Raw genomic sequence first — 26,599 nt, forward strand, 5'->3', positions numbered from 1 at the left:
CGCCCCCACCGGAGGTCTCGCTCCGCCGCTTTCTCGCCAGGACTGCCGCAGCGCTGACGGTCGTGTAGGGGCTCGGCCCCAGATCGGCGGTCTGTCGCTTGCCGCATAGGCTTGTGCGGATGCGATCGGGCGGGAGGTCACGATGCTGGTCACGGTGACCTATGAGCCGGAGCGCGACTCCGGCGTTGACGCGACGGTGTTCGGGTACCTGGTGCACAAGCATCCCGCCAAGGTCCAGACGTTCTCGGCTCCGGTGGGCGAGATCCAGGTGTTCTATCCCGAAGCGACCCCGGAGCGGTGCACTGTCGCGGTGCTGGTCGAAGTCGACCCGGTCGGGCTCGTGCGCAACAAGCGGTTCCGCGGCGACGCCGGAAGCCTCGACCACTACGTCAACGACCGTCCGTACGTCGCGTCAAGCATGCTCGCGGTGGCGATCGGTTCCGTGTTCCGCACCGCCATGACCGGTCGAAGCGACTCGTACCCCGAGCTCGCGGCGTCACCGCTTCCGCTGCGGATCGAGATCCCCGTGGTGTCCACGCGCGGGCGCGAAGACGAACTCGTCCGTCGCGTCTTTGAACCCTGCGGGTGGACCGTCACCGAAAACCGCATCCCCCTCGATCCCGCGTTCCCCGATTGGGGCGACTCGCGCTACAGCTCGGTCACGCTCGTCGGCCGCGTGCGCCTCGCAGAGGCGCTGCGTCAGCTCTACGTGCTGCTGCCGGTGCTTAATGACGCGAAGCACTACTGGGTCGGTGACGACGAGGTCGGCAAGCTCGAACGCGCGGGCGAAGGCTGGCTCGCTCAGCATCCGGAGCGCGATCTGATCACGCGGCGATACCTCGTGCATCAGCGTTCGCTGCTCCCGCAGTCCGAAGAGACGACCGAGACGTCGGCCGAGACGCCCTTGCGCGTGCATCGCGCCGAGGCTGTGATGGCTGCCCTGCACGACGTCGGGGCGCGTCGCGTCGTCGACATGGGCTGTGGACCGGGCGCCCTCCTCTCGCGGCTCGCGAGGGACCGCTCGTTCACCAAGATCGTCGGAGTCGACGTGTCGGCTCGCTCTCTCGAGACGGCTGCGAGGGTGTTGAGAATCGATGCCGCCTCCGACGCCGAGCGCGAGCGCATCGAGTTGCTTCACGGCTCGATCGTCTATCGCGACGACCGGCTCGCGGGATACGACGCCATGGCGCTCATGGAAGTCGTCGAGCACGTCGACCCGTCGCGCCTGGCGGCCCTTGAGGACGCCGTGTTCGCCAGTGCACATCCGGGTGCTGTCGTGGTCACTACCCCGAACGCCGAGTACAACGCGCTGTATCCGACCCTCGCGGGCGGAGCCTTCCGCCATGACGATCACCGGTTCGAGTGGACGCGCGCCGAGTTCCGCGCATGGGCGGGCGCCATCGCCGAGCGCCACGGCTATACCGTCGAGTATCGCTCCGTAGGTATCGACGACCCCGTGCTCGGCCCTCCGACCCAGCTCGCCCTGTTCCGGCAGGAGGTGCCGGCATGACCGAGCTCGACATCCCCGCACTGTCTCTCGTGGTGCTCGTCGGCGCCTCGGGCTCGGGCAAGTCCACGTTCGCGCGCGAGCACTTCGGCCAATACGAGACGCTGTCCAGTGACATGTTCCGCGGTCTCGTCGCGAACGACGACTCGGATCAGTCGGCCACGTCTGCTGCATTCGACGCCCTGCAGTTCGTGGCGGCGAAGCGGATGGATGCGGGGCTCCTCACCGTCATCGACGCCACCAGCGTGCAGCCCGATGCGCGCCGACGACTCGTCGACCTCGCGAAGGCGCACGACGTGCTGCCGGTCGCGATCGTGTTCGACATACCCGAGTCGGTAAGCGTCGCCCGCAACGCGGAGCGCACAGATCGAGCAATCCCTGCGGGCGTCGTCAAGCGTCAGAGCGACCACCTGCGGCGAAGCCTGCGCCACCTCACCAAGGAAGGGTTCCGCAAAGTCCACATCCTGCGCACCCCCGACGATGTCGCGAGCGCGACCATCACGCGCACGCGGCTGCTCAACGACCGCAGCGACGAGCGCGGGCCGTTTGACGCGATCGGCGACGTGCACGGATGCCGCAGCGAGCTCGAGACCCTGCTGGCGCGGCTCGGCTATGAGGTCGAGCGCGACGAGGAGGGCCGACCCGTCGACGCCCGGCATCCCGACGGCCGTCGCGTGATCTTCCTCGGAGACTTGATCGACCGAGGGCCGGATGTCGTGGGCGTGCTGCGTCTCGCCATGGGAATGGTCGCGTCAGGTAACGCGCTGGCGGTGCCGGGCAACCACGAGGCGAAGCTCGTCCGCGCGCTGCGCGGCGCTAAGGTGACCGTCTCGCACGGGCTCGAAGAGACCCTCGCGCAGCTGGCGGGCGAATCGGAGCAGTTCCGTGAGCAGGTGGCCGCGTTCTGCTATGACCTGGTCTCGCACCTTGTGCTCGACGGCGGCAGACTCGTCGTCGCCCATGCAGGGCTCAAGGAGCAGTACCACGGCCGCGCATCGGGTCGCGTGCGCGCCTTCGCATTGTACGGAGACACCACCGGAGAGACCGACGAGTTCGGCCTTCCTGTGCGGTACCCATGGGCGCAGGATTACCGCGGCAAAGCCACGGTGCTGTACGGGCACACCCCGGTGCCAACAGTCGAGTGGATCAACAACACGGCCTGCCTTGACACAGGATGCGTGTTCGGCGGCGCGCTTTCTGCGATGCGGTATCCGGAGCGCGAGGTCGTCTCGGTGCCGGCCGAACAGGTCTGGTACGAGCCGATCCGCCCGCTCGTCACCGAGGCACCCGAACGTGGCGCAGGCGTGCTGAACCTCGCCGACGTGCAGGGCAAGCTCATCGTCGAGACAAGCGTGCATGGTCGCGTCGGCATCAAGGAGGAGCAGTCCGCCGGCGGGCTCGAGACCATGAGCCGCTGGGCTGCCGACCCGCGGTGGCTCGTCTACCTGCCGCCTACGATGTCCCCGCCGAACACCTCCGCGCGCGAGGGCTACCTCGAGCACCCCGACGAAGCCTTCGGATACTTCCGCGAACACGGAGTGACCGATGTGATCTGCGAAGAGAAGCACATGGGCTCGCGTGCCATCGTCCTGGTGGCTCGGGATGCCGCCCGCTTCGGCGCTCCTGAGGGCTGGCGCGGCGTGATCCTGAGCCGCACCGGGCGGCCGTTCTTCGAGCCGGATGTCGAGGCTCGCATGCTCGGCGAGCTCGATTCGGCGCTCGCGGCGGCCCGCGTGTGGGACGAGCTCCGCAGCGACTGGGTGCTGCTTGACGGCGAGATGATGCCGTGGTCCATCAAGACCGAAGACCTCATCCGCGATCTCTACGCGTCGGTCGGAGCGGCCGGCGTCACCGCGACACAGGCCACCAACTCTGTCCTAGCGCGAGCTGCAGCGTCGGGGGTCGACGTCTCCGGGCTCACGGACCGCGCGGGCGCCCGAGCCGACGGGGTCTCGCGCTTCCGTGACGCATATCGCCGATATGTCGGTGACCCGGGCGAGGTGCGATTTGCGCCGTTCCAGGTGCTGGCGGCGGGCGACGAAACATTCGAGAACCGCGACCACGGCTGGCATCTGTCGATCGCGGACAGGCTCACGGCGGCTGCCCCGCACGTGATCGCACCGACCGGGCGACTGCGCGTCGACCTGAACGACGAGGCCTTCGTCTCGGCGGCGGTGACGTGGTGGGAGCAGCTCACAGCCACCGGGGGAGAGGGCATGGTCGTCAAGCCGTTCGCCAACCTCACTCGCACCGGTAAGGGCCTCGTGCAACCGGGGATCAAGGTGCGCGGACGCGAGTACCTGCGCATCATCTACGGCCCCGACTACACAGATCCCGCGAATCTTGCGCGGCTGCGAGATCGCGATACCGGTCACAAGCGCTCGCTCGCCGCCCGCGAGTACGCGCTCGGCATCGAGGCGCTGCATCGCTACACCACCGGCGAACCGCTGTGGCGAGTGCACGAGGCCGTCTTCGGCGTGCTCGCACTGGAATCCGACTCGATCGACCCGCGACTGTAGTCGGTTGCAATTGTTCAGGACGGTGTCAGAGAAGCCTGCTACTCTGACGGAGTCATGACCAGCCCGCTCGGGCTCCTTCGGGAGCCCACGGGCTGGTTTTCTTCCTGGCGGTACGGTTGCACTGATGAGCCAGCCACCAAAGGAGCACCGGACCTACGCGGAACAGGTGCAGACTCTCCAGGAACGCGGCCTCATCGTCGACGACGCGGAATCGGCAGCGCAGACTCTGGCGAACACGAACTACTACCGTCTCAGCGCCTACTTGCACACCTATCGACTCCGAAAGGTTGACGGAGATCCCGCGTACGACGAGCGGCTAAACGAGTTCGTCACCGGAGTCCGCCTCGAGCAGGTCGTCGCACTGTATGAGTTCGACCAGCGGCTGCGTGAGTTGCTCTTGGCCGGCCTCGAGAGCTTTGAGATCTGCTTCCGCGCAGTGCTCGCCTACCACGCCGGCATGAGGGACCCGCACATCCACCTCCGTCCAGACCTGCTGAGCGAGACGTTCACCAAGCAGCCCGCTGTCACCGACAGGGAGCGGCTGAGCGATTACGACAAGTGGTTGCAGAAGTATTGGGCGCGGTCGGATGACTCCAAGGAGGCGTTCGTCGCATGGCACGCCGCTCGTTATGACAATCGACTCCCGATTTGGGCGGCAGTCGAGATTATGGAGTTCGGCCAGGTCGCCAGACTGTACCGGGGGCTCGATCTCGCTGAACGCGACACAATTGCTCGCGATCTCGGGCTCCAAGCGCGCACTCTCGCCTCGTGGGTAGCAGCGTTCAACGGCCTTCGGAACACGTGCGCCCACCACGCGCGGGTGTGGAACCGCACACTCGTCATAGCCCCCGCGATCCCGCGCCGAGGGTCGGTGCCTGAACTCGATCACATCCACGATCTCGACAGCAGGCGGCAGAAGCGCATCTACGTGCCGACCGTCGAATTGGCCTGGTTCCTGCGCTCACGTGGCCTCCGTCCTGACTGGTTGGGGAAGATCAGGGCCCACTTCCTCTCGTTCCCGGACGACAAGGTGATCTCGCTCGCGGACATGGGCTTCGACGACGAGTGGGAGACGCTCGACGTCTGGATGCCGTAGGTCGACATGGGCGGCTCGTTTGCCTTCGTTGGCGAAGAACACTGTCCGCTGAATCCGCAGCGCGCAGTCGCGCCGTGCAGGAGATCGCGCGACGTTCCGACGACCGCGGAGATCGACTCACCGTCGATGCGATCTGTGCCATTCTCCGCGACCGATGCGGCATGATCGGAGCTGTCGAGATGATGGTCGAATGGTCGAGTGAGAGCGGGCGCCCGGACGTGTTCTAGGCACTCCATCGGTTCGTTCCTACCGCCACGTTTCTGCCACGAATCGAACCCAACCGACCTGATCGGGACGGCACTCCGCGAGGTCAGAACCCCCGGAGTCATGCGGGTTCAGCTAGGTCTGATTGCGATCGGCGCGATTTCAAATCCCTCCGTCTCCGCCACCCCCGCTGTCAGTTCGTGTGACGCGTACGCCATTCGGTCAGGGCCTCGTCCACGCGATCGGCGAGGATGAAGAACGCGTCCGCTTCCCGCTGTTCTTCCGTGCGTCTGTTCGGTGCGGCCCCAGGGAGGAAGCTGCGCATGTCGTCGGCACGCAACTTTGCCGTGATGCGTCCGAGTGCGTGAAGAAGTGCGGCGCCGCTGTCGCCTCCGATCTTTCCCGAAAGACTCGACATCCCGTCGGCTTCGTCCTTCACCTGCAAACCGAGCAGCGCTTCGAGAATCAATACGGCGGGTTCGTCTTCTACGAGGACATCGTTGATGGTCATTGCCGCACGCTACGCCCCGCTTCCGACATCCACTCTGGCCGGCTGCGACGCCGCCTCCGCCCGCTCCGCTGGATGGGGTGTTCGAGACGGAAGATGAGGGCCATCATGGCCCCATGACAGACCCTCGCATACCTCTGGACATCGCCGACCTCGAGGAGCGCGTCCGCGCCTTGGAGAAGGAGAACGCCGAGCTGTCCGCGGCGGTCGGTGGGAAGGCGCACGCGCACGGCTCGCGCTGGCGGGCCGTGGCGTCCGCGCTTCTCATCGTCGTGGCATCCCTCCTGCTCCCTGTCACGATCGTGGCGGCGTGGGCGCGGATCCAGCTGGTCGATGAGGACGCGTTCGTGCAGACCCTGGCGCCGCTCGTCGACGACCCGGCGGTACAGCAGCTCATCATCGACGAGACCCTCGACGCGATCGGCGAGCAGGTCGACTTCGAAGAGCTGACCGCCGATGTGTTCACGGGGCTCGCGGATCTGGGGCTTCCTCCTCGCGCGGCCGCGGCGCTGCAGCTCCTCCAGGCGCCGGCGGCGAGCGGGCTCGAGGGCCTGGTGTCGGGCGCGGTGACCGCGGTCGTCGAGTCCGACGCCTTCTCCGACGTCTGGGCGACGGCGACGCGGGCCGCACACCGGGCACTGACGGTGTCGGCGACCTCCGACGGCGGAGGACTCGTCGTCCGCACCGACGACGGCGTCGGCATCCAACTCGGCGCGATCGTGGAGCGCGTCCAAGAGACGCTGCTGGACCGGGACATCGCGATCGCCCAGTTCATCCCGGACGTCGACAGGGTGATCATCGTCGGCAAGGGGGAGGGGCTCGGTGCCATCCGCTTCGGCTACGCCGCGGCGGTGACCGTGGGCACCTGGCTGCCGCTGGTGACCCTGGCGCTGGCCGCGGGCGGGGTTGCGATCGCGAGGCGACGAAGCGTCGCCGTCGTAGGCGTCGGTATCGGCTTCGTCCTCGGGGCGGGCAGTCTGGCGATGTCGTTCCTCTTCGGCGGCGCAGCAGTGCGGATCGCGGCCGAACGGTTCGGTCTCGCACCGTCGGCGCTCGATGTGATCTACAGGCGCCTGGTCGACGCGATGACCGAGACCGCGGTCGTCTTCACCGTGATCGGCGTGCTTCTCGTGGCCATCGGCTGGCTGTCGGGGCGCTCGGCGGCGGCGCAGAAGACACGGGTCGGTGTCGGTTCAGTCAACGCGGCGGCTCGGCGCGGACTCCGCGTCCGAGGGCTCGATACCGGTCGTGTCGGCACCTGGCTCGCCGCCCGGCGGGTGCTCGTCCGCGTCATCCTCGCCGTCCTCGCCGTCCTCTGGCTGATCCTTCTGCGCCCCATCGGATTCGGCGACGTCGTTCTCGTCCTCCTCACGACCCTGCTGGTCATGTGGGTCCTCGAGCTCCTGCAGAGGCGAGAAGAAGAAGCCGAGCCGGATGCCACGGATGCGACGCTCACGGTGGAGGAATCGCCGGCGACGCTGCCGAGTTGACCCCGGAGCCGGTGCGGGATCCGCCCTCAGGTGCGCGGCCCGCGGCGGGGCCTGTCGTCGTCGCGGCGCGGCCGGCGTCCCGGGCCGCCGGTGTCGAGCCGCAGCTCGATGAGCCGTCCGGAGATGCGGGTGCTCTTGAGGCGGTCGAGGGTGTCGCGAGACAGGTCGGCGGCGAGATCGACGAGGGAGAAGTCCGGCCGGATCTGGATCGCCCCGAAGTCGTCGCGCTTGAGGCCGCCCTCATTCGCGAGCGCCCCGACGATCTGACGCGGCTCGACACGGTGACGTTTGCCGACGGCGATGCGATAGGTCGCCATCCCCTCTCGGGCAGGACGAGGACGTCGTTCGGCGCCGTCGCGGTCGTGGTCGGCTCGCCCCGGCCGTTCTCCGCGCTCCCGGCGCTGCGGCTCGGGGTCGGGCTCGAGCAGGAGCGGCGATTCGCCCTGCGCAACCACGGCGAGGGCAGCCGCGACATCCACCTCGGGGACATCGTGGTGGCGCACGTAGTGCGTGACGATGTCGCGGAAGCGGTCGATGCGCTCGCTTTCGGCCAGGGCCGCGGTGATGCGGTCGTCGAACCGGGCGAGGCGCGTGACGTTGACCTCGTCGACACTCGGCAGCGGGATCTCGGTGAGCGACTGACGCGTGGCGCGCTCGATCGCGCGGACGAGCCCGCGTTCGCGCGGGGTGACGAAGCTGATCGCGTCGCCCGACCGTCCGGCCCGCCCGGTGCGACCGATGCGGTGCACGTAGGACTCGGTGTCGGTGGGGATGTCGAAGTTGACGACGTGCGAGATGCGCTCGACGTCGAGTCCGCGCGCGGCGACATCGGTCGCGACGAGAATGTCGAGCTTGCCCGCCTTGAGCTGGTTGATGGTCTTCTCGCGCACGGGCTGTGCGACGTCGCCGTTGATCGCGGCGGCCGAGTAGCCGCGTGCGCGCAGCTTCTCGGCGATCTCCTCGGTCACGCTCTTGGTGCGACCGAAGACGATCAAGCCGTCGAAGTTCTCGGTCTCGAGGATGCGAGTGAGCGCGTCCATCTTCTGGGGGTAGGACACGACAAGGTAGCGCTGCGTGATCGTCGACGAGGTGGTCGTCTTGGTCTTGATCGTGATCTCTTCGGGATCGTGCAGGTACTGCTGCGAGATGCGCCGGATGGCGGCGGGCATCGTCGCTGAGAAGAGCGCCACCTGCTTGGTGTCGGGAGTGTCGGCGAGGATCGTCTCGACATCCTCCGCGAAGCCCATCTTCAGCATCTCGTCGGCCTCGTCGAGCACCAGGAACTTCAGCTCGGTCAGGTCGAGCGTCCCCTTGTCGAGATGGTCCATGATGCGACCGGGGGTTCCGACGATGATGTGCACCCCCCGGCGGAGAGCGGAGAGCTGGATGCCGTAGCCCTGGCCGCCGTACACCGGCAGCACGTGCACGCCGCGGCGCCGGGAGGCGTACTTCTCGAAGGCCTCGCACACCTGAAGAGCGAGCTCCCGTGTGGGGGCCAGGACGAGTGCCTGCGGCGTCTTCTGCGACAGGTCGAGTCGATCGAGGATCGGCAGCGCGAATGCCGCCGTCTTCCCCGTGCCGGTCTGTGCGAGACCGACGACGTCTCGGCCGGCCAGAAGGGTGGGGATCGTTGCGGCCTGGATCGCCGACGGTGTCTCGTACCCGACGTCGCGGAGCGCCGCGAGGACAGACTCACCCAACCCCAGGTCGGAGAAGGTCATCGTGGCAGGCTCCTCGGGAGCCGCTTCCTCGATTGGGTTTTCAGACGTGATCACACTTCGAGTATCGCGGACTCGCTCCGCCGCGGCAGGCTCACGCCGTTCACCCGCAGGATCTCCTCCTGGTAGGGCGCGATGACATCGCCCGAGATCCGGCAGTCCAGCACGAGGAACGGGCGGTCATCGGCAGGCGTGGCGGCCCAGGAGGCGAGGCGGTCGAGATCGTCGAGCGTCTCGACGACCACCCCCTCCGCCCCCACACCGGTGGCGAGGGCGGCGAAGTCGACCTGCGGTATGAGCATCGGCCGACGCGCGAGCCCTTTCAGCCCGTAGAGATTGATCTCGGCCCCGTAGGCGGCGTCGTTCCAAACCACCGCGAGCCCGCGCCCGCCGGCGACGCGCACCGCGGACTCGAGATCGGCCAGAGCCATCAGCCCGCCCCCGTCACCGGTGGTGAGGACCACGGTCGCCTGCGGATGCGCGAGCGCAGCGCCGGGCACGGAGGGCCACCCCAGGCCGATCGACTGGAACGCCGTGCCGACCATCATCATCCGGTCAGGGGAGGCGACCGGCCAGTACATGTTCGCCCAGCCGATGAAGTGGCCGCCGTCGGAGACGACCACCCGGTCGTCCGGGAGGAGCCGGCCGATCCGTGCGGCGACGGAACGCGGGTCGAGGCGACCGTCGGGGGCGACCCCGTCTCCCTCGTCGTATCGGCGGAGCGGTGCGAGATCGACCGACTCCCGCCATCCGCTCGGAGAGATCCCGGTCCGGCGCAGCTCGGCAACGATCTCCTGCGCCACGAGCGCGGCGTCCGCTCGGACGTACCCGCCGACGTGCGGGTGGGTCGCCGTCGGTGCGAGGTCGACCTGGAAGACCCGGGTGGCGGGGGCGAACAGGTCGCCGAATCGCATCGTGAACTGATTGAGCGAGGCGCCGAAGACCACCGCGACATCGGCCTCGCGCACGAGCTCCATCGCGCCCTCGGCGCCGAACCCCCCGGTGACGCCCAGGTCGTACTCGCCGCGGGGGAAGATCCCGCGGGCCAGCGACGAGCTGGCGGTGATGGCCCCGGTCGCATCGGCCAGAGCGCCGAGGGCCTCGCCGGCGCCGGAGATCCACGCCCCGCGACCGGCCAGCAGGAAGGGGCGCCGGGCATCGCGGAGGGCGGCGGCGATCTCGCGGACGGCCGCGCGCGCGAATGCGGTGGCTGGCGCCTGACGTTCGGGAAGGCGCGGTGCGGGTGCGTCGGGCACGCCGCCCGCCTCGATGACGACCACGTCGTAGGGGATCGCGAGCACGACCGGCACGCGATAGGTGAGGGCGTGCTCGATCGCGATCACGGTGGTGGCGGCGGCATCGGCGCGACCGACCGTGTAGGTGCGGACGCCCACGCCCGCTGCCAGCGCGATCTGGTCGACATCCCACGCCCGGGGGCCCGACGTGGGGGCGTCGCCCACCACGAGCACGAGCGGCACGTGTGCCTGGGCGGCTTCGGCGAGGGCGGTGAGGGTGTTGGTGAAACCGGCACCGTACGTGGCGGTGGCAGCTGCCAGTCGCCCTGACGCGCGGTGGTAGGCGTCGGCGGCGACGACGGCGCCCGCCTCGTGGCGGACGGCGGTGAAGCTCGCTCGGGTGTCGCGCTCGAGCGCATCGAGGAAGTAGGCGTTGCCGTTGCCCATCACGCCGAAGACGTGATCGATGTGCTGGGCGAGGGTGTGGGCGACGTGCGCGGAGACGGTGGGCATGACGGAGCCTTTCGGCCCTCACGAACGGTGAGGACGACGTACGGATGCGGGAACCGTATGTGTCTCACGCGTGCTGCGCTGCGTGCCCCTTTTTCGAGCACCGACCGGGTCGTCCGGGTCGGACGGAGAAATCATATACGACCTGGATGCCGCCGGCCAGGCGCGGAGCAGGTAGAGACGTCAGTAGCTCGCGCGGTCGGTCTCCGCGGTCGTCGCCGGCGCCCATCGAGCCGCCAGCGCTTCGGAGCTGCGGGCGAGGATCGAGACGTCGGCGGCGACGAGCACGAAGGACGCGCCGGCGTGGATGTACGACTGCGCCGCTTCCGGGTCGAAGGCGTTCACGCCGACCGGTTTGCCGACGGCGATCACCGCCTCGAACGCGCGGTGCACGGCGGCGATCACCTCGGGATGCGTCTGCTGCCCGAGCACACCCAGGGAAGCGGCGAGGTCGCTCGGACCGACGAAGACGCCGTCGACACCGTCGACGGCGGCGATCTCGTATGCCGCGTCGACACCGGCTGCCGTCTCGACCTGCACGAACAGCGAGACGTGCTCGTCGGCGTCGCCGAGGTAGCCGTCGATCCGGTTCCACCGGGCCGAGCGTCCGAGGGCAGACCCCACACCGCGCTGACCGCGCGGGGGATACCGCGCGGCCGACACGGCCGCCTCCGCGTCGGCCCTCGACGACACCATCGGCACGAGCAGGTTCTGCGCGCCGAGGTCGAGCACCTGCTTGATCACGACCGGATCGTTGCTCGGCACGCGGACCACCGGGGTGATCGGGTACGCGGCGACGGCCTGCAGCTGCGCGAGCACCGACTCGAGGCCATTCGGAGCGTGTTCCATGTCGATGAGCGTCCAGTCCAGGCCCGACCCGGCACAGATCTCGGCCACGAGTGGCGAGCCCGAGCACACCCAGATACCCGCGAGTGCTCGATCGGATGCCGCGAGAGCGGCCCGGAAGGTGGGGCTCAGACGAAGCGGCATGTGATCGTCCCCATCGGTCCGTAGTCGCACAGCACCTCATCACCGGCTCTCACCCACATCGGTCGGGTGAACGACCCGGCCAGGATGATCTCGCCCGCTTCCAGGCGGGCATCGTGCTGGGCGAGCTTGCCCGCGAGCCACGCTACTCCGGTGGCCGGGTGTCCGAGCACGCCGGCGGCGACACCCGTCTCGATGATCTCGCCGTTGCGCGAGAGCACGCCGGGGACCCACCGCAGGTCGATCTCGTCGGGACGCCTGCGCACGTCGCCGAGCACCATCGCGCCGTAGGCGGCGTTGTCCGAGATCGTGTCGACGATCGTGCGCCCCTCCAGCTCGATGTGCGAGTTCAGCACCTCCAGGGCGGGCACGGCGTAGTCGATCGCGGCCAGGGCATCGTCGAGGGTGCAGGCGGGGCCCTCGAGCGGTCGGCCGAGCACGAAGGCGAGCTCGACCTCGATGCGCACGTTCGAGTAGCGGGATGCATCGATCTCGTCGCCGGAGCGGTAGACGGTGTCGTCGAACATCACCCCGTAGTCGGGCTCGGTGATGCCGGTCGCCTCCTGCATCGCCTTGGACGTCAGGCCGATCTTTCGGCCTACGAGACGCCGCCCGGCGGCGATGTTGCGGTCGCGCCACACCCCCTGGATCGCGTAGGAGTCCTCGACCGTCGCCTCGGGGTACCGCGCGGTGATGCGGGGGATCACGCCGTTCGTGCGATCGGCCTCGGCGAGCTCCTCGGCGATCCGCGCGATGGTGTCAGCAGGCAGCATCCGGTGTCCTCCTCCCGCTCACAGCTGGTTGCCGAGCTTGAACTCGCCGTCGTTCTGCCCCGGGGCCCGGGTGTACGAGAAGCCGTCGGCGCCGATCGTCACCGCCATCTCGGAGGAGTCGGTGCGGGCGACGACCGGCTGCGGGTTGCCGTCGAGGTCGAGCACGAGGGAGGCCTCGGTGTACCAGGACGGGACGACGGGGTTTCCCCACCAGTCGCGCCGCTGGTTGTCGTGGACGTCCCAGGTGACGACAGGGTTGTCGGGGTCGCCGGTGTAGTAGTCCTGCGTGTAGATCTCGACCCGGTGACCGTCGGGGTCGCGCAGATACAGGTAGAACGCGTTCGAAACGCCGTGGCGGCCGGGTCCGCGCTCGATCGCGTCGGAACGGCGGAGCGCTCCGAGCTTGTCGCAGATGGCGAGGATGTTGTGCTTCTCATGCGTGGCGAAGCAGACGTGGTGCATGCGCGGGCCGTCGCCGCCGGTCATCGCCGTGTCGTGAACGGTGGGCTTCCGGCGCATCCAGGCGGCGTAGACGGTGCCCTCCTCGTCCTGGATGTCTTCGGTGACGCGGAAGCCGAGAGACTGCATGAAGTTCACCGCCCGCGGGACGTCGGGGGTCACCTGGTTGAAGTGGTCGAGCCGCACGAGCTCGCCGGGGCTGTAGAGGTCGTACCGCCACGACAGGCGCTCGACGTGCTCGGTGGCGAAGAAGAACTCGTACGGGAAGCCCAGGGGATCGATCACCCGTACGGAGTCCCCGATGCCCTTGGTGAACCCGTTCTTCTCGCGCCGCACCTCGCAGCCGAGCTCGGAGTAGAACGCCACCGCCTTGTCGAGGTCTTCGGCGGAGCGGACGCGGTACGAGAAGGCGGCCACCGCGGCGAGCGGGCCCTGGCGCAGCACGAGGTTGTGGTGGATGAACTCCTCGGTCGAGCGGAGGTAGATCGCGGCGTCGTCCTCCTCCGTCACGTGCAGGCCGAGCACGTCGACGTAGAACTCGCGGGAGGCGGCGAGGTCGGTGACGATCAGCTCCATGTACGCGCACCGCAGGATGTCGGGTGCCGGGGAGGTCGGGGTGGGGATCGGGTTCGCCGACTGGATCGGCGCCTCCTGGCTCACCCAGAAGCCGGAGGAGGTCAGGGTCATGGTGTCGCGGTGGCTCATGTCAGCGTCCTTGCGTGAGATTCTCGTCAGTGGGATGCGGCTGCGTCGCCGCTCTTACCGAAGGTGGGGTTGTGCACGGTGCCGAGCGTGATGTGCACGGCCTGCTGATCGGTGTAGAAGTCGATCGAGCGGTACCCGCCCTCATGTCCGAGGCCGGAGGCCTTGACCCCGCCGAAGGGGGTGCGGAGGTCGCGGACGTTGTTGGAGTTCAGCCACACCATGCCCGCCTCGACGGCCTGCGAGAAGTTGTGGGCGCGCTTCAGATCGTTCGTCCAGATGTAAGCCGCGAGCCCGTACTTCACGCCGTTCGCGAGCTCGAGCGCCTCTTCGTCGGTGTCGAACGGGGTGATCGCGACGACCGGGCCGAAGATCTCCTCCTGGAAGATCCGCGCGTCCGGCGCGACGTCGGCGAACACCGTCGGCTCGACGAAGTTGCCCGTCTCGAAGCCCTCGGGGCGGCCACCACCGGCGACCAGGCGCCCCTCGGACTTGCCGATCTCGATGTAGGAGACGACCTTGTCATAGTGCTCGGGGTGCACGAGCGCGCCGACCTCGGTGGCGGGATCGTGCGGATAGCCGACCCGGACGCGCTTGGCCTGCGCGGCGTAGCGCTCGACGAACTCGTCGTAGATCTCCCGCTCGACGAGGATGCGGGAGCCTGCAGTGCAGCGCTCGCCGTTGAGCGAGAAGACGCCGAAGATCGTCGCGTCGACGGCGGCGTCGAGGTCGGCGTCGGCGAAGACGACGGCCGGCGACTTGCCGCCGAGCTCCATCGACAGACCCTTGAGGTAGGGAGCGGCGTTGCCGAAGATGATCTGCCCGGTGCGGCTCTCGCCGGTGAACGAGATCAGCGGCACATCGGGATGCTTCACCAGAGCGTCTCCGGCCTCTTCGCCGAGGCCGTTGACGAGATTGAACACGCCTGTCGGCAGGCCGGCCTCCTCGAAGATGCCCGCCCACAGCGACGCCGAGAGGGGCGTGAACTCGGCGGGCTTCAGCACGACGGTGTTCCCGGTCGCAAGGGCAGGACCCAGCTTCCACGACTCGAGCATGAACGGCGTGTTCCAGGGCGTGATGAGGCCCGCGACGCCGATGGGCTTGCGGTTGACGTAGTTGATCTGGCGCCCCGGCACCTTGTAGGTGTCATCGGCCTGAGCGACGATCAGGTCGGCGAAGAAGCGGAAGTTCTCCGCCGCGCGCCGGGCCTGGCCGAGGGCCTGGGTGATCGGCAGGCCCGAATCGAAGGACTCGAGCTCGGCGAGGCGGGCGTCGCGCGACTCGACGATATCGGCGATGCGGTGGAGGATCCGCGAACGCTCGCGCGGCAGCATCCTCGGCCACGGCCCCTCGGTGAAGGCGACGCGCGCCGCGGCGACGGCGCGATCGATGTCGGCCTTCTTTCCCGCCGCCGCGGTGAGGTAGGTCTCGTTCGAGACCGGGTCGAGCACGTTGAAGGTCGCGCCGTCGAGCGAGTCGACGGATTCACCACCGATGTAGTGCTGAATGTGGTCGGGCAGATCGGCGGGCACATGGCGCTCGGTGGTGCGCGCGGCGGTGTCTGTCATGGTGCTCCTTCGCGAGGGTCAGAAGGCCGGGAGGCCGAGGGTCTCGTCGGGGTGTTCGTGGATCATGTAGGCGTCGAGGGTGGCTGAACGGTGTCGCCGCGCGGCTTTCTCGATCTCGCCGAGCGGTGCGCCGGTCTCGATGAGCCGGAGGATGTTCTCGTGCTCCTGCACCGACTCCTGCGCGCGTCCGGGCACGAAGCTGAAGGTCGAGTCGCGGAGGTGTCCGAGTCGCGCCCACTCCGACTCGACGAGCTCGAGCATCCGCGGGTTCGCACACTTGCCGTAGAGGGTGGCGTGGAATTCCTGATTCAGTCGGGTGAAGGAGCGGGGGTCGAAGTCGGCGAGCGAGGCGATCATCCGCGCGTTGATCTCGCGGGCATGACGGACGTCGTCGACGGTCAGCCGGCGGGCGGCGAGCGCCGTCGCCGTGCCCTCGAGGATCGACAGCGCCTGCATGCTGAAGCGGTATTGCGTGTCGTCGACCATCGATACCCGGGCGCCGACGTTGCGTTCGAACGTCACCAGGCCCTCCGCTTCGAGCTGGCGGATCGCCTCGCGCACGGGTACGACGCTCATGTCGAGCTCGGCGGCGATGGTGCCAAGCACCAGCCGGTAGCCGGGCGTGAACTCCTGGGAGGAGATGCGCTCCTTCACCCAGTGATAGGCGCGCTGCGATTTGCTCAGGCTCGCCGCCTGCGCGGTCACTTCTCCGCTCGCCATGCGCGGTACCGTTCCTTCCATTCCCCGGTGAGCGGGAAGAGGCCTTCGACCGGATGCCCCTGGGCGACCTGGTCGGCGATCCAGCCGTCTTCGATCTCCTGCTCCAGGGCCGCGTCGACGACGTCCTCGACGAGTGCCGGCGGGATCACGATGACACCGTCCGCGTCGCCGACGAGGATGTCGCCGGGCTGGACGGTGGTTCCGCCGCACGCGATCGTGAGGTCGGCGTCCCACGGCACGTGGCGGCGTCCGAGGACGGCGGGATGAGCCCCCGCCGTGTACACCGGGATGCCGACGGCGGTGACGGCGTCGATGTCGCGCACGCCGCCATCGGTGACGATGCCCGCCGCGCCGCGTGCATGGGCCCTGATCGCCAGGATGTCGCCGAGCGTTCCCGACCCGGCCTCTCCGCGCGCCTCGATGACGAGGACCTCGCCGTCGCCGACCGCGTCGAACGCGCGTTTCTGGGCGTTGTAGCCGCCGCCGTGGCCGTCGAAGAGGTCTTCCCGGTTCGGCACGAAGCGCAGGGTACGGGCGAGGCCCACGAGCTTCTTCCCGGGATGGAGGGGGCGGACGCCGTCGATGGTGACGTTGTCCAGGCCGCACTTGCGCAGCTGCTGCGACAGCCCCGCGACCGGGGTGCGTTCGAGCTTGGCGCGCAGCTCAGGTGTCAGGCCCGGAGGCGTGTCAGTGGGGAGTCCCGCCGCCTCCCGGGAGCCCCAGGCCTCGGCGCGCTGCAGGTCGTCGACAGCGGGGAGGGAGCCGATGCCGGCGTCGAACCCGTGCTCGCTCTGGACCACCGTCGTGCGCAGTCGGCCGGACGACGGGGCGCCGGGCGCGTGCGGGGCATCCACCTCGACCTCGATGACGTCGCCGGGAACGACGACCGATGACCCCGCCGGCGTGCCGGTGAGGATGACATCGCCGCGCTCGAGGGTCATGTGCTGCGACAGATCGGCGACGAGCTGGGCGAACGGGAAGATCATCCCGTCGGTGGTGTCGTCCTGCGCGAGTTCGCCATTCACCCAGGCTCGGACGCGGATGCCGGCGGGATCGACCTCGCGCGCGTCGATGAGCCCGGGCCCGAGCGGCGTGTAGCCGTCGCGGCCCTTGGAGCGGACGTTCGAGCCCTTGTCGCTCGCCCGCAGGTCGTACAGGCCGAAGTCGTTGGAAGCGGTGAGCCAGCCGACGTGCGACCACGCGTCATCGACGCCGACGCGGCGGGCATCGCGGCCGATGACGAGCGCGACCTCGGCCTCGAAGGCCAGCAGTTCAGTGCCGGCCGGGCGCTCGACGGTGTCACCGGACGCGGCGACGGAGCTCGACGGCTTGAGGAAGTACGACGGCGCCGCCGGGCGGCGGCCGCGCTGATCGGCACGCGAGGCGTAGCTGAGGTGGATCGCCACGATCTTCCCCGGGCGCTGGGGGAGCACGGAGAATCGCCGAGTGGCGGCATCCGTCATGGCGGTGTCTTCCATCATGAGCTCCCTTGCCCTCGCACTTGCAGCATATTCCAAATCGTATATTATCGTCACCGACCCGGCAAGCGATGCGCACCGCCGGAGACAACGTCGTCGTGAGGAGTCACAGGATGAGCGAGACATCGCAAGAGGGGTTCACCCCTACCGGCACCATCAGCACACCGAAGGATCGCCGCCGTGTCGTGTTCGCCACCGTGGTGGGAACCACGGTCGAGTGGTACGACTTCTTCATCTACGCCCAGGCGGCGGGGCTGGTCTTCGCCCAGCTCTTCTTCGCGCCGCTCGGCGAGACCATGGGGATCATCCTGTCGTTCCTCACCGTCGGTATCAGCTTCCTGTTCCGCCCGCTCGGCGCCTTCCTCGCCGGTCACTTCGGCGACAAGTACGGCCGCCGGATCGTGCTCGTGATCACGCTCATCCTCATGGGGGTCGCGACGACCCTCGTCGGCCTCCTGCCCACGTACGCGGCCATCGGCGTCGCCGCGCCCATTCTGCTCATCGTCCTGCGCATCCTGCAGGGCATCTCGGCGGGCGGTGAGTGGGGCGGCGCGGTGCTGATGGCCGTCGAACACGCACCCAAGCGCAAGCGCGGGCTCTTCGGTGCCTCGCCCCAGATCGGTGTGCCGATCGGCCTCCTCCTCGCCTCGGGGATGATGGCGCTGATGTCGGTCCTCGCCCCCGGGGACGCGTTCCTCGAGTGGGGCTGGCGCGTGCCGTTTCTCTTCTCGATCGTGCTCATCCTCGTGGGCTACTACATCCGTCGCCGCGTAGAGGAGAGCCCGGTCTTCGTCGAGCTGGCCGAGCGGAAGGAGCGCACCCGCACTCCGATCGCGCAGCTGTTCCGCAAGCACGCCCTGCTGGTCTTGATCGCCGCGCTCGTCTTCGCCGGCAACAACGCGGTGGGGTACATGACCACCGGCGGGTACATCCAGAACTACGCCACCAACCCCGAGGGTCCGCTGGCGCTGGAGCGCAGCAGCGTGCTGCTCGCCGTCACCGGCTCTGCGGTGTTCTGGCTGGCCTCCACATGGGTCGCCGGATGGCTCAGCGACAAGATCGGTCGTCGCACCACGTACATCGGCGGCTGGCTGCTGCAGCTGGTGGGAGTGTTCGCCCTGTTCCCCCTCGTGAACACCGGTGACATCGGTCTCCTCTTCGCGGGGTTGGCGATCCTCGCCATCGGGCTCGGCTTCACCTACGGTCAGCAGGCGGCGTACTACGCCGAGCTGTTCCCGGCCTCGATCCGATTCTCGGGAGTGTCGATCTCGTACGCGATCGGCGCCATCCTCGGCGGCGCGTTCGCGCCGACCATCGCGACGGCGCTGGTGCAGGCGACCGGGTCGACCTGGTCGGTCGCCCTCTATCTCGCGGGGATGACGGTGCTCGGCCTGGCGGCGACGCTCGTGCTGCGCGACCGCACCGGCATCCCGCTGGGTCCCGACCACGAGGCGGAGCAGGCGAAGAGCCCGATCTACGGACTCGCGAGAGCCTGAAGACCCGACCTCGACCACACCGGGGGGCCCGCATCGCGTCGGCGACGCGGATGAATCCGGCGATGTCGGTTCTGTGTCGCGCAGCGGAGGGCGATCTCGCACGAGTCCTTCCGTCGGTAGTGCGCAGGCCTCATCCGTTCTGCATGACGGGCTAGCATTCGAGGATGCCGGATGCGACGCCGATCACCGATGTCTCGATCGGCGGCGAGGGCATCCGCCTCGGGCAGTTCCTGAAGTTCGCCGGCGTTCTCGACTCCGGCGGTGACGTCAAAGAGGCGATCATCGACGGCTTCGTGACGGTCAACGACGAGGTGGAGCGCCGCCGCGGGCGGCAGCTGCAGCTCGGCGATGTCGTGATGTTCGAGAGACGACGGGTGCGCGTCTGCGCATGACCGGCCGAAGGTCGGTCCCGCGGGACGGGCGGAGGTCGCAACGCGGGCGGGTTCTGATCCTCGAGGTACGGTGAGCGACCTCGCCTTCCGGGTGGCATCACGGCCTTCCGGGTGACATCACGGTCGGCTCGGCGATGCCACGCCCTTCGGGCGGAAAAGCCCGGCGTGCTCGGCGACGAGCAACGTCACCCCCGTGACCAGGAGCACGGCGGAGTAGCCGACGAGGACCGCGTCGATGCCGGTCGGCGTCGGTTCCCCTCTGCCGATCGCCTCGATCACCCCCGAGACGATCACGACGCCGAGACCGCCGAGGGCGACCACGGGCATGAGCATGAAACTCGTCGCCTCGCCCGACATCCGGGGCGGCACGACCGTCTGCACGCCGATCTGTGCGGCTGAGAAGGTCATGCCTCCCGCCAGGCCGGCAGCGAACATCGCGACGCAGTACAGGGGGAGGGCGTCCACGAGCATGGCGGACAGGCCGACAGCGGTCAGGGCGGTGGTCGCCCCGAGCACGCGGATGGCCGACCAGCGCTGACACAGCTTTCCGACGATGGGCCCGGCGATGGCCACCCCGGTCGACCCGGCCAGGAAGTACAGGCCCGAGACCTGCGGATCGAAGCCGCGCACCGACTGCAGGGTGAAGGTCGCCGTGACGATGAGGACGTTCGTGCCCATGTTGCCGATCGTGCCGACGCTGAGCAGCGCGAGATAGGCGCGGTTGCGCAGCAGCGAGGCGTGGATCAGGGGATAGGTCGCGCGCCGCTCGACGAGAACCCAGAGAACGAGTCCCACCACTCCGGCAACGATGAGACCGGAGGACAGCGGCGCGAACCAGCCCAGTTCGGGAACATTGTCGATGCCGACGCTCAGCAGTCCGAGGCCCAGGATCACGGTCGCCACCCCCGCCCAGTCGATCGTGCGCAGCGACGAACCGGCCTCGGGATTGCGCGAATCACGCACCCGCGCGGTGCCGAGCGCCGCGACCGCGGCCAGCGGGATGTTCAGCCAGAAGACCCAGGGCCACCCGATGGTGGATGCCAGCAGTCCGCCGACGATCGGGCCGAGGGCGGTGCCGAGCCCGGATACCCCGATCATCCAGCCGAGCGCGCGCGGGCGCTCGGCGTCGTCGGTGTCATTGGTGATGAGCGCGAATGCGTTCGGCAGGATGAGCGCGGCCCCCACGCCCTGGATGAGGCGTCCGGCCACGATGGCGCCGACGCCCCCGCTCAGCGCGCACAGGACGGAAGCCCCGGCGAACAGGCCCAGACCGACGACGACGGCGGCACGCCGACCGATGACGTCACCCACGCGTCCGGCCGGAACCGAGAACGCTCCGAGGGAGAGCATGTACGCCGACAGCACCCATTGCAGGTCGGTGACGGAGGAGCCGAAGGCGGAGGCGATCGAGGGCAAGGCGAGACCGAGCGAGAAGAAGTCCAGTTGCACGCACAGCAGCGCCACCCCGACCGGCAGGAAGCGCAGCGTCGAGCGAGAGGGGGACGGCGCAGGGCGCGGGGCAGTGGTCATGTCATTCCCGGCGGTCGGTGCCTCGATGCTAGCCATATCGGAGCCCACCGCGTCCGGGGAACACATAATGGCGGCATGTTCGTCCCCACGCGTGCGGCCGGCCTCGAGGCTTTGGCGGACTTCGTTCCCCGAGCGGGGTCGGCTTACGCGCGACAGCGCAACGTCGACACCGGTCTTCCGCGCACGAACGTGTCGTCGCTGTCTCCGTACATCCGGCACCGGCTCGTGACCGAGCGCGAGGTCGTGGCGGCCGTGCTCGAGCAGCACAGCCTGTCGGCAGCCGAGAAGTTCGTGCAGGAGGTCATGTGGCGCACCTACTGGAAGGGATGGCTCGAGCAGAACCCCGAGGTGTGGCGGCGGTACCGGCGTGACGTCGCTGCGCTCATCGACGCCGGCAGCGCCGACACGCCGGAGTATCGCGATGCGGTCGCGGGGCGCACCGGCATCGACGCGTTGGACGCCTGGGCCGGCGAGCTCGTCGAGACCGGGTATCTTCACAATCACACGCGCATGTGGTTCGCCAGCATCTGGGTCTTCACGCTGCGTCTGCCCTGGCAGCTCGGCGCGGACTTCTTCTACCGGCACCTGCTCGATGGGGATGCCGCGTCGAACACCCTGTCGTGGCGGTGGGTCGCAGGGCTCCAGACGGTGGGGAAGACCTATCTCGCCACGGCATCGAACATCGCGCGCTACACCGAGGGTCGCTTCCACCCGCAGGGACTCGCCACCAGCGCCGCTGCCCTCTCCGAGGAGCCGCTGCCCCCGCGCTCGCCGATCCCGTCCGCCGAACCTGCTCCGTCAGGCCGACGCGTGGGGGTGCTGCTGCACGAGGAAGACCTGGCCCTGGACAGTCTTCGTCGCGAGCACTCCTTCCTCGACGACGCGCGCGTCGTCTCGCTCGCGGGGTACGCCGAGCCCGGCAGCCGCTCTCCGTTGGGAGCATCGGAAGCCGTCGGCGCCTTCACCGTCGGCGCCCTCGCCGATGGGCTCGCGCGCGCGGCGCACGGAGCCGCCGCCCACGCCGTCGGCGCCGGCTCGCCCGACGCGGTCGTCGAATGGGCCGCGGCGGAGAAGGTCGACACCGTCGTCATCCCGTACGCGCCGGTCGGTCCGGTGGCCGAGCGGACGACGGCGCTCCGCGCCGCCCTCCACGATCTCGGCATCGCGTTCGGCACGGCTCGACGTGGGTGGGACGCGCTCGCCTGGCCGCATGCTCAGCGCGGCTTCTTCCCCTTCCGCACCCAGATCCCGCAGCTGCTCGCGCAGCAGGGCATCCCGGCGTCGCCGCTTCGATGATCCGCGGCATCCGTTCCTGGAAGGGATGGCGCATGCGCGCCGCCGCGTTCGCCGCCGCGGGCGCTCTGCTCTCGACGGTCGTCGCCGGCGGTTCGGCGACGGCGGCGATCTCGACCGACGGCGACGACGTCGTCATCGAGACCATGCAGGCCGACGTGGGGATCGGCCGTGGGCAGAACGGTGTCAGCGCCCTCACCGTCGCCGAGACCTTCGTCGCCCGGTTCCCGGCGTCCGGCGAGAGTCGCGGCATGCGGCGCGACGTCGCCGACTCCTCGGGCGACACGGCGCGACTCCCTCGGCTGATCTCGGTCACCGACGGCGACGGAGCAGAGCGCCCGAGCGAGGTCGAGACCTCCGATGGTGGCTTCTCGATGACATCGCTCGCCCCAGAAGGCCTCCGCGGCACTCAGACTTTCGTCTTCACCTACACGGTGGACGGAGTCGTCACCGTCGGCGACGGCTCGCAGGCGCAGGAGCTCACCTGGGCCGTCACCGGGCGCGAGCGCTCGTCTGCCATCGGGGAGGTCCGCGCGACGTTCCGGGTGCCGGAAGAACTCGTCCCCTCGCTCGAGGGCCAGCCGCGGTGCCTCATCGCGCCGGAGGGGTCAACGAAGGACTGCGACCTGGCGATCACTCCAGGCCAGCTCGGCGCCGTGCTGATCGAGGCGTCCGCGACCGACCTCGCGGCCGATGAGACCATGTCCCTGGTCGTCGGGTTCGCTCCAGACACCTTCACGGCGGTCGAGGACGGCTCAGGCGCGACGGTCGGGTGGGTGCTTGCGCTGACGGGTGCGGCGGCGCTCGGCGTCGGGGCGGGGATCGTCGTGATGGGCAGGCGGCGTCGGAGCGGCGCGAGCCGGAAGGGCCCGCCGCGTCAGTCGTGAGGACTGTTGTCCGCGCGAACGACCGGGAGTTCCCGAGTCCGTTGCCGGTGGGTGTGCACGGCGTTCCAGATCAAGACCCCGCCGGCGATGATGACCACCACCGGCCAGACGTAGGTCAGAACGGTGAACCACTCCGCGGCGGTGAAGAGGACGATGATCGCGCCAGCGGCGAGCACGCCGGCGGGGATCCACGCCCACCACCGGCGGTTTGCGCCCCCCGGCAGCAGCGCCACCAGGGCGAAGGTGACGGCCGCGCCGAACAGGAACGTCGCGCCCACCACCGACGCGGAGATCGCCTCGGCCAGCCCCGTGACCACCGACAGGGTGATGAGGGTGCCGGCGGGAATCACCGCCCACCACCGTTCGTCGTCGCGCAGGTACACGGCCGCAAAACCCACGCCCAGAACCGCGAGCATCGGCACCTCCCTCCACTGTCCGAGACCGGCGGGGTCGAGCTCCATCACCATGGTGATGGCGGCGCCGATCAGCGCGGCTCCGGGGATCGCGGCCCACCACGAGGGGCGGTCGGCGAAGAACACGAACCAGAACGTGGCGCCGCCGGCGAGCAGCACGCCGGCCCAGATGAGCGGCGGTACCGTCGCCACCGCGGTTGCCTGGATCAGCAGCAGCGCCCCCGCCACCAGGACCAGGACCCCCAGGACGATCTGAACCGAAAGTCGTTTCATCATGTGCTCCTTCGCGCCGGGAAGATCCGGGACGTCAGGTGCTGACGATCGGGCGTCCGATGCGTTCCTTCGCGCCGAGCTCGTGCGCGATCGAGGCCGCCCACGTGCGGATCGCCGACCAGTCCCGGGCATCGCGGGCGTCGTCCGGGGTGTTGCGAACCATGGCGTTCTCGATGAATCCGTGCGGCTCGGTGGGAAGGCGACCGCCGAACACGACGTGTTCGCGCACACCCAGGGCTTCCGCGCGGCTCAGCACCCGCGGCGGCTCCTGCCAGCGGAGGTCGTCGTCGGTCGGGCTCGTCGCCTGCTCACCGAACGGCCCCGAGCTGAAGATCCAGAACGGGATCCCGCGAAGACGGTCGGACTCCTCCTTGAGGAAGCGCCGCGCGGGACGCAGCCACCGGTCCGCGTACACCGCGCTCCCGAGGATCACCGCATCCACGTCCGAGGCGTCCGCGTCGTGGGCTGAGCCGCATTCGACGTCCAGACCGTACGCCATCAGCTCATCGGCGATCGCCTCGGCGATCTCCTCGGTCGAGCCGTTCTTGCTGGCATAGGTGACGAGCACTCTCATCGCCGACTCCTCACTGTCCGACGGCCATCGCCAGCGCGGCGATGGCCGAGTTGATGATGCCGCCCAGGAGGGCGAGGCCGGCGAAGGCGCCGGTGACGATCCAGGCGGTCTTCTTGGCTCCCTCGTATCCGTACGGTGCCCGGTCCTCGGCGTCGCGCGTCAGGCCGGCGAGCAGCATCACGAGATCGACGACGTACCAGATGCCGAGTCCTCCGGCGGTGAGGAGTTTCAGGATGCCGGTGCCCACCTTGCCGAGATAGAACCGGTCCACCCCGAGGAATCCGAGCAGAAGCGAAAGAAGCCACGCGGCGACGAAAGACCGTGAACCTTCGGCGACCACGGGGGCGCTGTCGAGAGAGCCCGCCGCGGCGGGGGAGGTCCAGGCCGCGGCCTCCGGGCCGGCGGGCTGTCGATCGGTCGTCATGGGTCCAGGATCGACCGCGCGGCGTCCGTGGGCGGGGGCCGAAGGTCCCGCCGCCCGTCAGACGGCGGCCCAGCCGCCGTCGACACTCAGCACGGCCCCGGACACGTTCGATGCGTCATCGCTCAACAGCCATGCGATGGCCGAGGCGAGCTGCTCGGGCTGCGCGACGGGCGGCAGGTTGGTCTGGAAGAACGGTCCGAGTCGCTGCTGCGCCCACTCGGATCGGAAGGGCGCCTCGATGCTCGTAGCCACGGGTCCGGGAGCCACGACGTTGCAGCGCACGCCCTTGGGTGAGTAGAAGAAGGCCGTGCTGAGGGTGAAGCCGTTCACGGCGTGCTTCGACGTCGTGTACGGAGTGCCCGCGGCGGAACCCCGCTGCCCGGCCTCCGACCCGACGTTGACGATGCTCCCGCGCCCCCGTTCGACCATGCCCGGAAGGACCGCGCGGGTGAGCCGCATCATCCCGGTGAGGTTCACGGCGAGCACCCGATCCCAGGTGGCGTCGTCGATCTCCGCCGTCGGCTCGAAGCCGTCCATGATGCCGGCGATGTTCGCCAGCCCATCGACCTGCGGTCCCGCGGCGTCGAGGATCCGGCCGGCGGATGCGGAGTCGGTGATGTCGGCCGCGACGGCGACGAGGCGGCCATCGGTCGCATCGGGCAGGTGCACGAGTCTCTCCTCGAGGGCATCCACCGCGATCACCCGAGCGCCCTCGGCGAGGAGCCGCTTCACGGTGGCCTGCCCGATTCCGGCCCCGGCCCCGGTGACGATGACGGTCTGGCCTGTAAACCGATGCGAACCGTTCGACATGGATGCTCCTCCACTTCCCCCGGCATCCGGCCGGTGACGCTCAGTGCATCGCGGCGACCGGCTCGCAAGCGGGCCGAAGGTCCTGTGGCCGGGCGTTTCCGGGCGGCGTCGGGGTGGCTACCATGAGGCTGTGTCACCGTCGCACGCCGTCGAGCCGCCCGTCAGCCACGAAGAAGACCGTCGCGTGCCGCTGAACGATGGACACCGGATGCCGCGGGTCGGCCTCGGCGTGTACAAGATGACGGATGACGAGGCGGCCGCTGCCGTGGAGGTCGCCCTCGACGCGGGCTACCGCGGCATCGACACCGCCGCGATGTACGGCAATGAGGCGGGCGTCGGGGCGGGCCTCGCGCGCAGCGCCGTGTCGCGCAGCGAGGTGTTCCTCGCCACGAAGGTGCGCTTCGAGGACAACGGGTATGACTCCACCCTGCGAGCGTTCGACGACAGTCTCGATCAGCTCGGGACCGACTACGTCGACCTCTACCTCATCCACTGGCCGGCTCCCCTGCGTGACCGGTACGTGGATGCGTGGCGCGCGCTGATCCGTCTGCGTGAGGAGGGGCGGGCCCGCTCGATCGGGGTGTGCAACTTCCACCCGGAGCACCTCGACCGCATCGTCGCCGAGACCGGCGTCATCCCTGCGGTGCATCAGGTCGAGCTGCACCCCCGCTTCCCCCAGCATCACGTGCGCGCGTACGACGCGAACCTCGGCATCATCACGCAGGCGTGGTCGCCCTTGGCGCGGGGTCGTCTGATCGAGGAACCGGCGCTGGCGAGGATCGCCCGGGCGCACGGCGTCACACCGGCGCAGGTCGTGCTGCGCTGGCATCTCGAGAACGACATCACCGTCATCCCCAAGTCGGTGCACCCGGAGCGGATCCGGCAGAATCTCGATCTGTTCGGTTTCTCACTGACTTCTGCCGATCATTGCGCGATCGCCGAACTCGAGACCGGCGAGCGCACCGGCGTCGATCCGAACGATCGGAACTGACCCGGACCCCCGGGGCACACCCGCGGACCGAGGGAACGTCGT

At 69.1% G+C, this 26,599-nt stretch carries 23 protein-coding genes; 9 read left to right on the top strand and 14 right to left on the bottom strand.

What is annotated here, in order from left to right:
- The first annotated feature begins 142 nt into the window (after positions 1 to 142).
- From HDC37_RS08460 to HDC37_RS08470, 3 genes are all read left to right on the top strand, one after another.
- On the top strand, positions 143 to 1,510 hold the full coding sequence (locus HDC37_RS08460; RefSeq protein WP_179559956.1) for a 3' terminal RNA ribose 2'-O-methyltransferase Hen1: 1,368 nt from the start codon (positions 143 to 145) through the stop codon (positions 1,508 to 1,510).
- Positions 1,507 to 4,026 (top strand): polynucleotide kinase-phosphatase, encoded by a 2,520-nt coding sequence (locus tag HDC37_RS08465; RefSeq protein ID WP_179559957.1) that lies wholly within the window; start codon positions 1,507 to 1,509, stop codon positions 4,024 to 4,026. The genes HDC37_RS08460 and HDC37_RS08465 overlap by 4 nt, the downstream gene beginning before the upstream one ends.
- A gap of 124 nt (positions 4,027 to 4,150) precedes the next feature.
- Complete coding sequence (locus tag HDC37_RS08470; protein WP_179559958.1) at positions 4,151 to 5,122, top strand: Abi family protein; 972 nt, start codon at positions 4,151 to 4,153, stop codon at positions 5,120 to 5,122.
- Positions 5,123 to 5,519: 397 nt separating this feature from the next.
- On the opposite strand, the gene HDC37_RS08475 is transcribed toward HDC37_RS08470, so the two are convergent.
- Positions 5,520 to 5,837 carry a DUF222 domain-containing protein gene (locus tag HDC37_RS08475; protein WP_179559959.1) on the bottom strand — a complete coding sequence of 106 codons (318 nt, stop codon included), beginning with the start codon at positions 5,835 to 5,837 and terminating at the stop codon, positions 5,520 to 5,522.
- A 113-nt stretch (positions 5,838 to 5,950) separates the two neighbouring features.
- Between HDC37_RS08475 and HDC37_RS08480 the strand changes: the two genes are divergently transcribed.
- Entirely contained in the window at positions 5,951 to 7,324 is a 1,374-nt protein-coding gene (locus HDC37_RS08480) for a hypothetical protein (protein WP_179559960.1), read from the top strand.
- Positions 7,325 to 7,350: 26 nt separating this feature from the next.
- On the opposite strand, the gene HDC37_RS08485 is transcribed toward HDC37_RS08480, so the two are convergent.
- The 8 genes from HDC37_RS08485 to HDC37_RS08520 all read right to left on the bottom strand — a co-directional run bounded on the left by HDC37_RS08485 (position 7,351) and on the right by HDC37_RS08520 (position 17,459).
- Positions 7,351 to 9,045, bottom strand: coding sequence for a DEAD/DEAH box helicase (locus HDC37_RS08485; RefSeq protein ID WP_179559961.1), 1,695 nt, complete (start codon positions 9,043 to 9,045; stop codon positions 7,351 to 7,353).
- A gap of 50 nt (positions 9,046 to 9,095) precedes the next feature.
- Positions 9,096 to 10,790 carry a thiamine pyrophosphate-binding protein gene (locus HDC37_RS08490; protein ID WP_179559962.1) on the bottom strand — a complete coding sequence of 565 codons (1,695 nt, stop codon included), beginning with the start codon at positions 10,788 to 10,790 and terminating at the stop codon, positions 9,096 to 9,098.
- A gap of 180 nt (positions 10,791 to 10,970) precedes the next feature.
- Positions 10,971 to 11,777, bottom strand: a complete 807-nt coding sequence (locus HDC37_RS08495; RefSeq protein ID WP_179559963.1) for an HpcH/HpaI aldolase/citrate lyase family protein — start codon at positions 11,775 to 11,777, stop codon at positions 10,971 to 10,973.
- Positions 11,762 to 12,547 (bottom strand): 2-keto-4-pentenoate hydratase, encoded by a 786-nt coding sequence (locus HDC37_RS08500; protein WP_179559964.1) that lies wholly within the window; start codon positions 12,545 to 12,547, stop codon positions 11,762 to 11,764. The genes HDC37_RS08495 and HDC37_RS08500 overlap by 16 nt, the downstream gene beginning before the upstream one ends.
- Before the next feature lie 18 nt (positions 12,548 to 12,565).
- Positions 12,566 to 13,711 carry a 3,4-dihydroxyphenylacetate 2,3-dioxygenase gene (gene hpaD / locus HDC37_RS08505; RefSeq protein WP_179559965.1) on the bottom strand — a complete coding sequence of 382 codons (1,146 nt, stop codon included), beginning with the start codon at positions 13,709 to 13,711 and terminating at the stop codon, positions 12,566 to 12,568.
- A gap of 26 nt (positions 13,712 to 13,737) precedes the next feature.
- A complete protein-coding gene (hpaE, locus tag HDC37_RS08510) occupies positions 13,738 to 15,276 on the bottom strand; it encodes a 5-carboxymethyl-2-hydroxymuconate semialdehyde dehydrogenase (RefSeq protein WP_179559966.1) in 1,539 nt (512 codons plus the stop codon).
- Between the two features lie 18 nt (positions 15,277 to 15,294).
- Positions 15,295 to 15,996, bottom strand: a complete 702-nt coding sequence (locus HDC37_RS08515; protein ID WP_179559967.1) for a GntR family transcriptional regulator — start codon at positions 15,994 to 15,996, stop codon at positions 15,295 to 15,297.
- Positions 15,978 to 17,459, bottom strand: a complete 1,482-nt coding sequence (locus tag HDC37_RS08520) for a fumarylacetoacetate hydrolase family protein (protein ID WP_179560095.1) — start codon at positions 17,457 to 17,459, stop codon at positions 15,978 to 15,980. The genes HDC37_RS08515 and HDC37_RS08520 overlap by 19 nt, the downstream gene beginning before the upstream one ends.
- Positions 17,460 to 17,587: 128 nt before the next feature.
- On the opposite strand from HDC37_RS08520, the gene HDC37_RS08525 reads away from it, so the two are divergent.
- Positions 17,588 to 18,970 carry an MFS transporter gene (locus HDC37_RS08525; RefSeq protein ID WP_179559968.1) on the top strand — a complete coding sequence of 461 codons (1,383 nt, stop codon included), beginning with the start codon at positions 17,588 to 17,590 and terminating at the stop codon, positions 18,968 to 18,970.
- A gap of 164 nt (positions 18,971 to 19,134) precedes the next feature.
- Positions 19,135 to 19,362 carry an RNA-binding S4 domain-containing protein gene (locus HDC37_RS08530; protein WP_179559969.1) on the top strand — a complete coding sequence of 76 codons (228 nt, stop codon included), beginning with the start codon at positions 19,135 to 19,137 and terminating at the stop codon, positions 19,360 to 19,362.
- A 117-nt stretch (positions 19,363 to 19,479) separates the two neighbouring features.
- On the opposite strand, the gene HDC37_RS08535 is transcribed toward HDC37_RS08530, so the two are convergent.
- Complete coding sequence (locus tag HDC37_RS08535) at positions 19,480 to 20,892, bottom strand: MFS transporter (RefSeq protein WP_179559970.1); 1,413 nt, start codon at positions 20,890 to 20,892, stop codon at positions 19,480 to 19,482.
- Positions 20,893 to 20,967: 75 nt separating this feature from the next.
- Here HDC37_RS08535 and HDC37_RS08540 point away from each other — a divergent pair, with 75 nt between their 5' ends.
- Positions 20,968 to 22,188 carry an FAD-binding domain-containing protein gene (locus tag HDC37_RS08540; protein WP_179559971.1) on the top strand — a complete coding sequence of 407 codons (1,221 nt, stop codon included), beginning with the start codon at positions 20,968 to 20,970 and terminating at the stop codon, positions 22,186 to 22,188.
- A gap of 32 nt (positions 22,189 to 22,220) precedes the next feature.
- Positions 22,221 to 23,072: a DUF2207 domain-containing protein gene (locus HDC37_RS08545; protein ID WP_179559972.1), complete on the top strand. Its 852-nt coding sequence runs from the start codon at positions 22,221 to 22,223 to the stop codon at positions 23,070 to 23,072.
- Here HDC37_RS08545 and HDC37_RS08550 read toward each other — a convergent pair.
- Genes HDC37_RS08550 through HDC37_RS08565 form a run of 4 tightly spaced genes read right to left on the bottom strand, consistent with a single transcriptional unit; the run spans position 23,063 to position 25,566 of the window.
- A complete protein-coding gene (locus HDC37_RS08550; protein ID WP_179559973.1) occupies positions 23,063 to 23,758 on the bottom strand; it encodes a hypothetical protein in 696 nt (231 codons plus the stop codon). The genes HDC37_RS08545 and HDC37_RS08550 overlap by 10 nt on opposite strands.
- A 34-nt stretch (positions 23,759 to 23,792) precedes the next feature.
- Positions 23,793 to 24,332: a flavodoxin domain-containing protein gene (locus HDC37_RS08555; RefSeq protein ID WP_179559974.1), complete on the bottom strand. Its 540-nt coding sequence runs from the start codon at positions 24,330 to 24,332 to the stop codon at positions 23,793 to 23,795.
- 10 nt (positions 24,333 to 24,342) lie between these two features.
- The gene (locus tag HDC37_RS08560; protein WP_179559975.1) at positions 24,343 to 24,756 is read right to left on the bottom strand and encodes a TM2 domain-containing protein; all 414 of its coding nucleotides are present in this window, start codon (positions 24,754 to 24,756) and stop codon (positions 24,343 to 24,345) included.
- A gap of 57 nt (positions 24,757 to 24,813) precedes the next feature.
- The gene (locus HDC37_RS08565) at positions 24,814 to 25,566 is read right to left on the bottom strand and encodes an SDR family NAD(P)-dependent oxidoreductase (RefSeq protein WP_179559976.1); all 753 of its coding nucleotides are present in this window, start codon (positions 25,564 to 25,566) and stop codon (positions 24,814 to 24,816) included.
- A 208-nt stretch (positions 25,567 to 25,774) separates the two neighbouring features.
- Between HDC37_RS08565 and HDC37_RS08570 the strand changes: the two genes are divergently transcribed.
- Positions 25,775 to 26,557 carry an aldo/keto reductase gene (locus HDC37_RS08570; RefSeq protein WP_179560096.1) on the top strand — a complete coding sequence of 261 codons (783 nt, stop codon included), beginning with the start codon at positions 25,775 to 25,777 and terminating at the stop codon, positions 26,555 to 26,557.
- Positions 26,558 to 26,599 lie beyond the last annotated feature (42 nt).

This window comes from Microbacterium sp. AK009, from assembly GCF_013410955.1.
Lineage (GTDB): Bacteria > Actinomycetota > Actinomycetes > Actinomycetales > Microbacteriaceae > Microbacterium.

Excerpts from the sequence above, each read along its gene's own strand:
- HDC37_RS08480 (WP_179559960.1), top strand. The coding sequence starts at position 5,951 with ATGACAGACCCTCGCATACCTCTGGACATCGCCGACCTCGAGGAGCGC.
- HDC37_RS08565 (WP_179559976.1), bottom strand. The coding sequence starts at position 25,566 with ATGTCGAACGGTTCGCATCGGTTTACAGGCCAGACCGTCATCGTCACC.
- HDC37_RS08540 (WP_179559971.1), top strand. The coding sequence starts at position 20,968 with ATGTTCGTCCCCACGCGTGCGGCCGGCCTCGAGGCTTTGGCGGACTTC.
- hpaD (WP_179559965.1), bottom strand. The coding sequence starts at position 13,711 with ATGAGCCACCGCGACACCATGACCCTGACCTCCTCCGGCTTCTGGGTG.
- HDC37_RS08545 (WP_179559972.1), top strand. The coding sequence starts at position 22,221 with ATGCGCGCCGCCGCGTTCGCCGCCGCGGGCGCTCTGCTCTCGACGGTC.
- HDC37_RS08470 (WP_179559958.1), top strand. The coding sequence starts at position 4,151 with ATGAGCCAGCCACCAAAGGAGCACCGGACCTACGCGGAACAGGTGCAG.
- HDC37_RS08490 (WP_179559962.1), bottom strand. The coding sequence starts at position 10,790 with ATGCCCACCGTCTCCGCGCACGTCGCCCACACCCTCGCCCAGCACATC.
- HDC37_RS08560 (WP_179559975.1), bottom strand. The coding sequence starts at position 24,756 with ATGACGACCGATCGACAGCCCGCCGGCCCGGAGGCCGCGGCCTGGACC.
- HDC37_RS08515 (WP_179559967.1), bottom strand. The coding sequence starts at position 15,996 with ATGGCGAGCGGAGAAGTGACCGCGCAGGCGGCGAGCCTGAGCAAATCG.
- HDC37_RS08465 (WP_179559957.1), top strand. The coding sequence starts at position 1,507 with ATGACCGAGCTCGACATCCCCGCACTGTCTCTCGTGGTGCTCGTCGGC.
- HDC37_RS08500 (WP_179559964.1), bottom strand. The coding sequence starts at position 12,547 with ATGCTGCCTGCTGACACCATCGCGCGGATCGCCGAGGAGCTCGCCGAG.
- HDC37_RS08525 (WP_179559968.1), top strand. The coding sequence starts at position 17,588 with ATGAGCGAGACATCGCAAGAGGGGTTCACCCCTACCGGCACCATCAGC.
- HDC37_RS08550 (WP_179559973.1), bottom strand. The coding sequence starts at position 23,758 with ATGAAACGACTTTCGGTTCAGATCGTCCTGGGGGTCCTGGTCCTGGTG.
- HDC37_RS08485 (WP_179559961.1), bottom strand. The coding sequence starts at position 9,045 with ATGACCTTCTCCGACCTGGGGTTGGGTGAGTCTGTCCTCGCGGCGCTC.
- HDC37_RS08520 (WP_179560095.1), bottom strand. The coding sequence starts at position 17,459 with ATGACGGATGCCGCCACTCGGCGATTCTCCGTGCTCCCCCAGCGCCCG.
- HDC37_RS08475 (WP_179559959.1), bottom strand. The coding sequence starts at position 5,837 with ATGACCATCAACGATGTCCTCGTAGAAGACGAACCCGCCGTATTGATT.
- HDC37_RS08530 (WP_179559969.1), top strand. The coding sequence starts at position 19,135 with ATGCCGGATGCGACGCCGATCACCGATGTCTCGATCGGCGGCGAGGGC.
- HDC37_RS08555 (WP_179559974.1), bottom strand. The coding sequence starts at position 24,332 with ATGAGAGTGCTCGTCACCTATGCCAGCAAGAACGGCTCGACCGAGGAG.
- HDC37_RS08495 (WP_179559963.1), bottom strand. The coding sequence starts at position 11,777 with ATGCCGCTTCGTCTGAGCCCCACCTTCCGGGCCGCTCTCGCGGCATCC.
- HDC37_RS08570 (WP_179560096.1), top strand. The coding sequence starts at position 25,775 with ATGCCGCGGGTCGGCCTCGGCGTGTACAAGATGACGGATGACGAGGCG.
- HDC37_RS08535 (WP_179559970.1), bottom strand. The coding sequence starts at position 20,892 with ATGACCACTGCCCCGCGCCCTGCGCCGTCCCCCTCTCGCTCGACGCTG.
- HDC37_RS08460 (WP_179559956.1), top strand. The coding sequence starts at position 143 with ATGCTGGTCACGGTGACCTATGAGCCGGAGCGCGACTCCGGCGTTGAC.
- hpaE (WP_179559966.1), bottom strand. The coding sequence starts at position 15,276 with ATGACAGACACCGCCGCGCGCACCACCGAGCGCCATGTGCCCGCCGAT.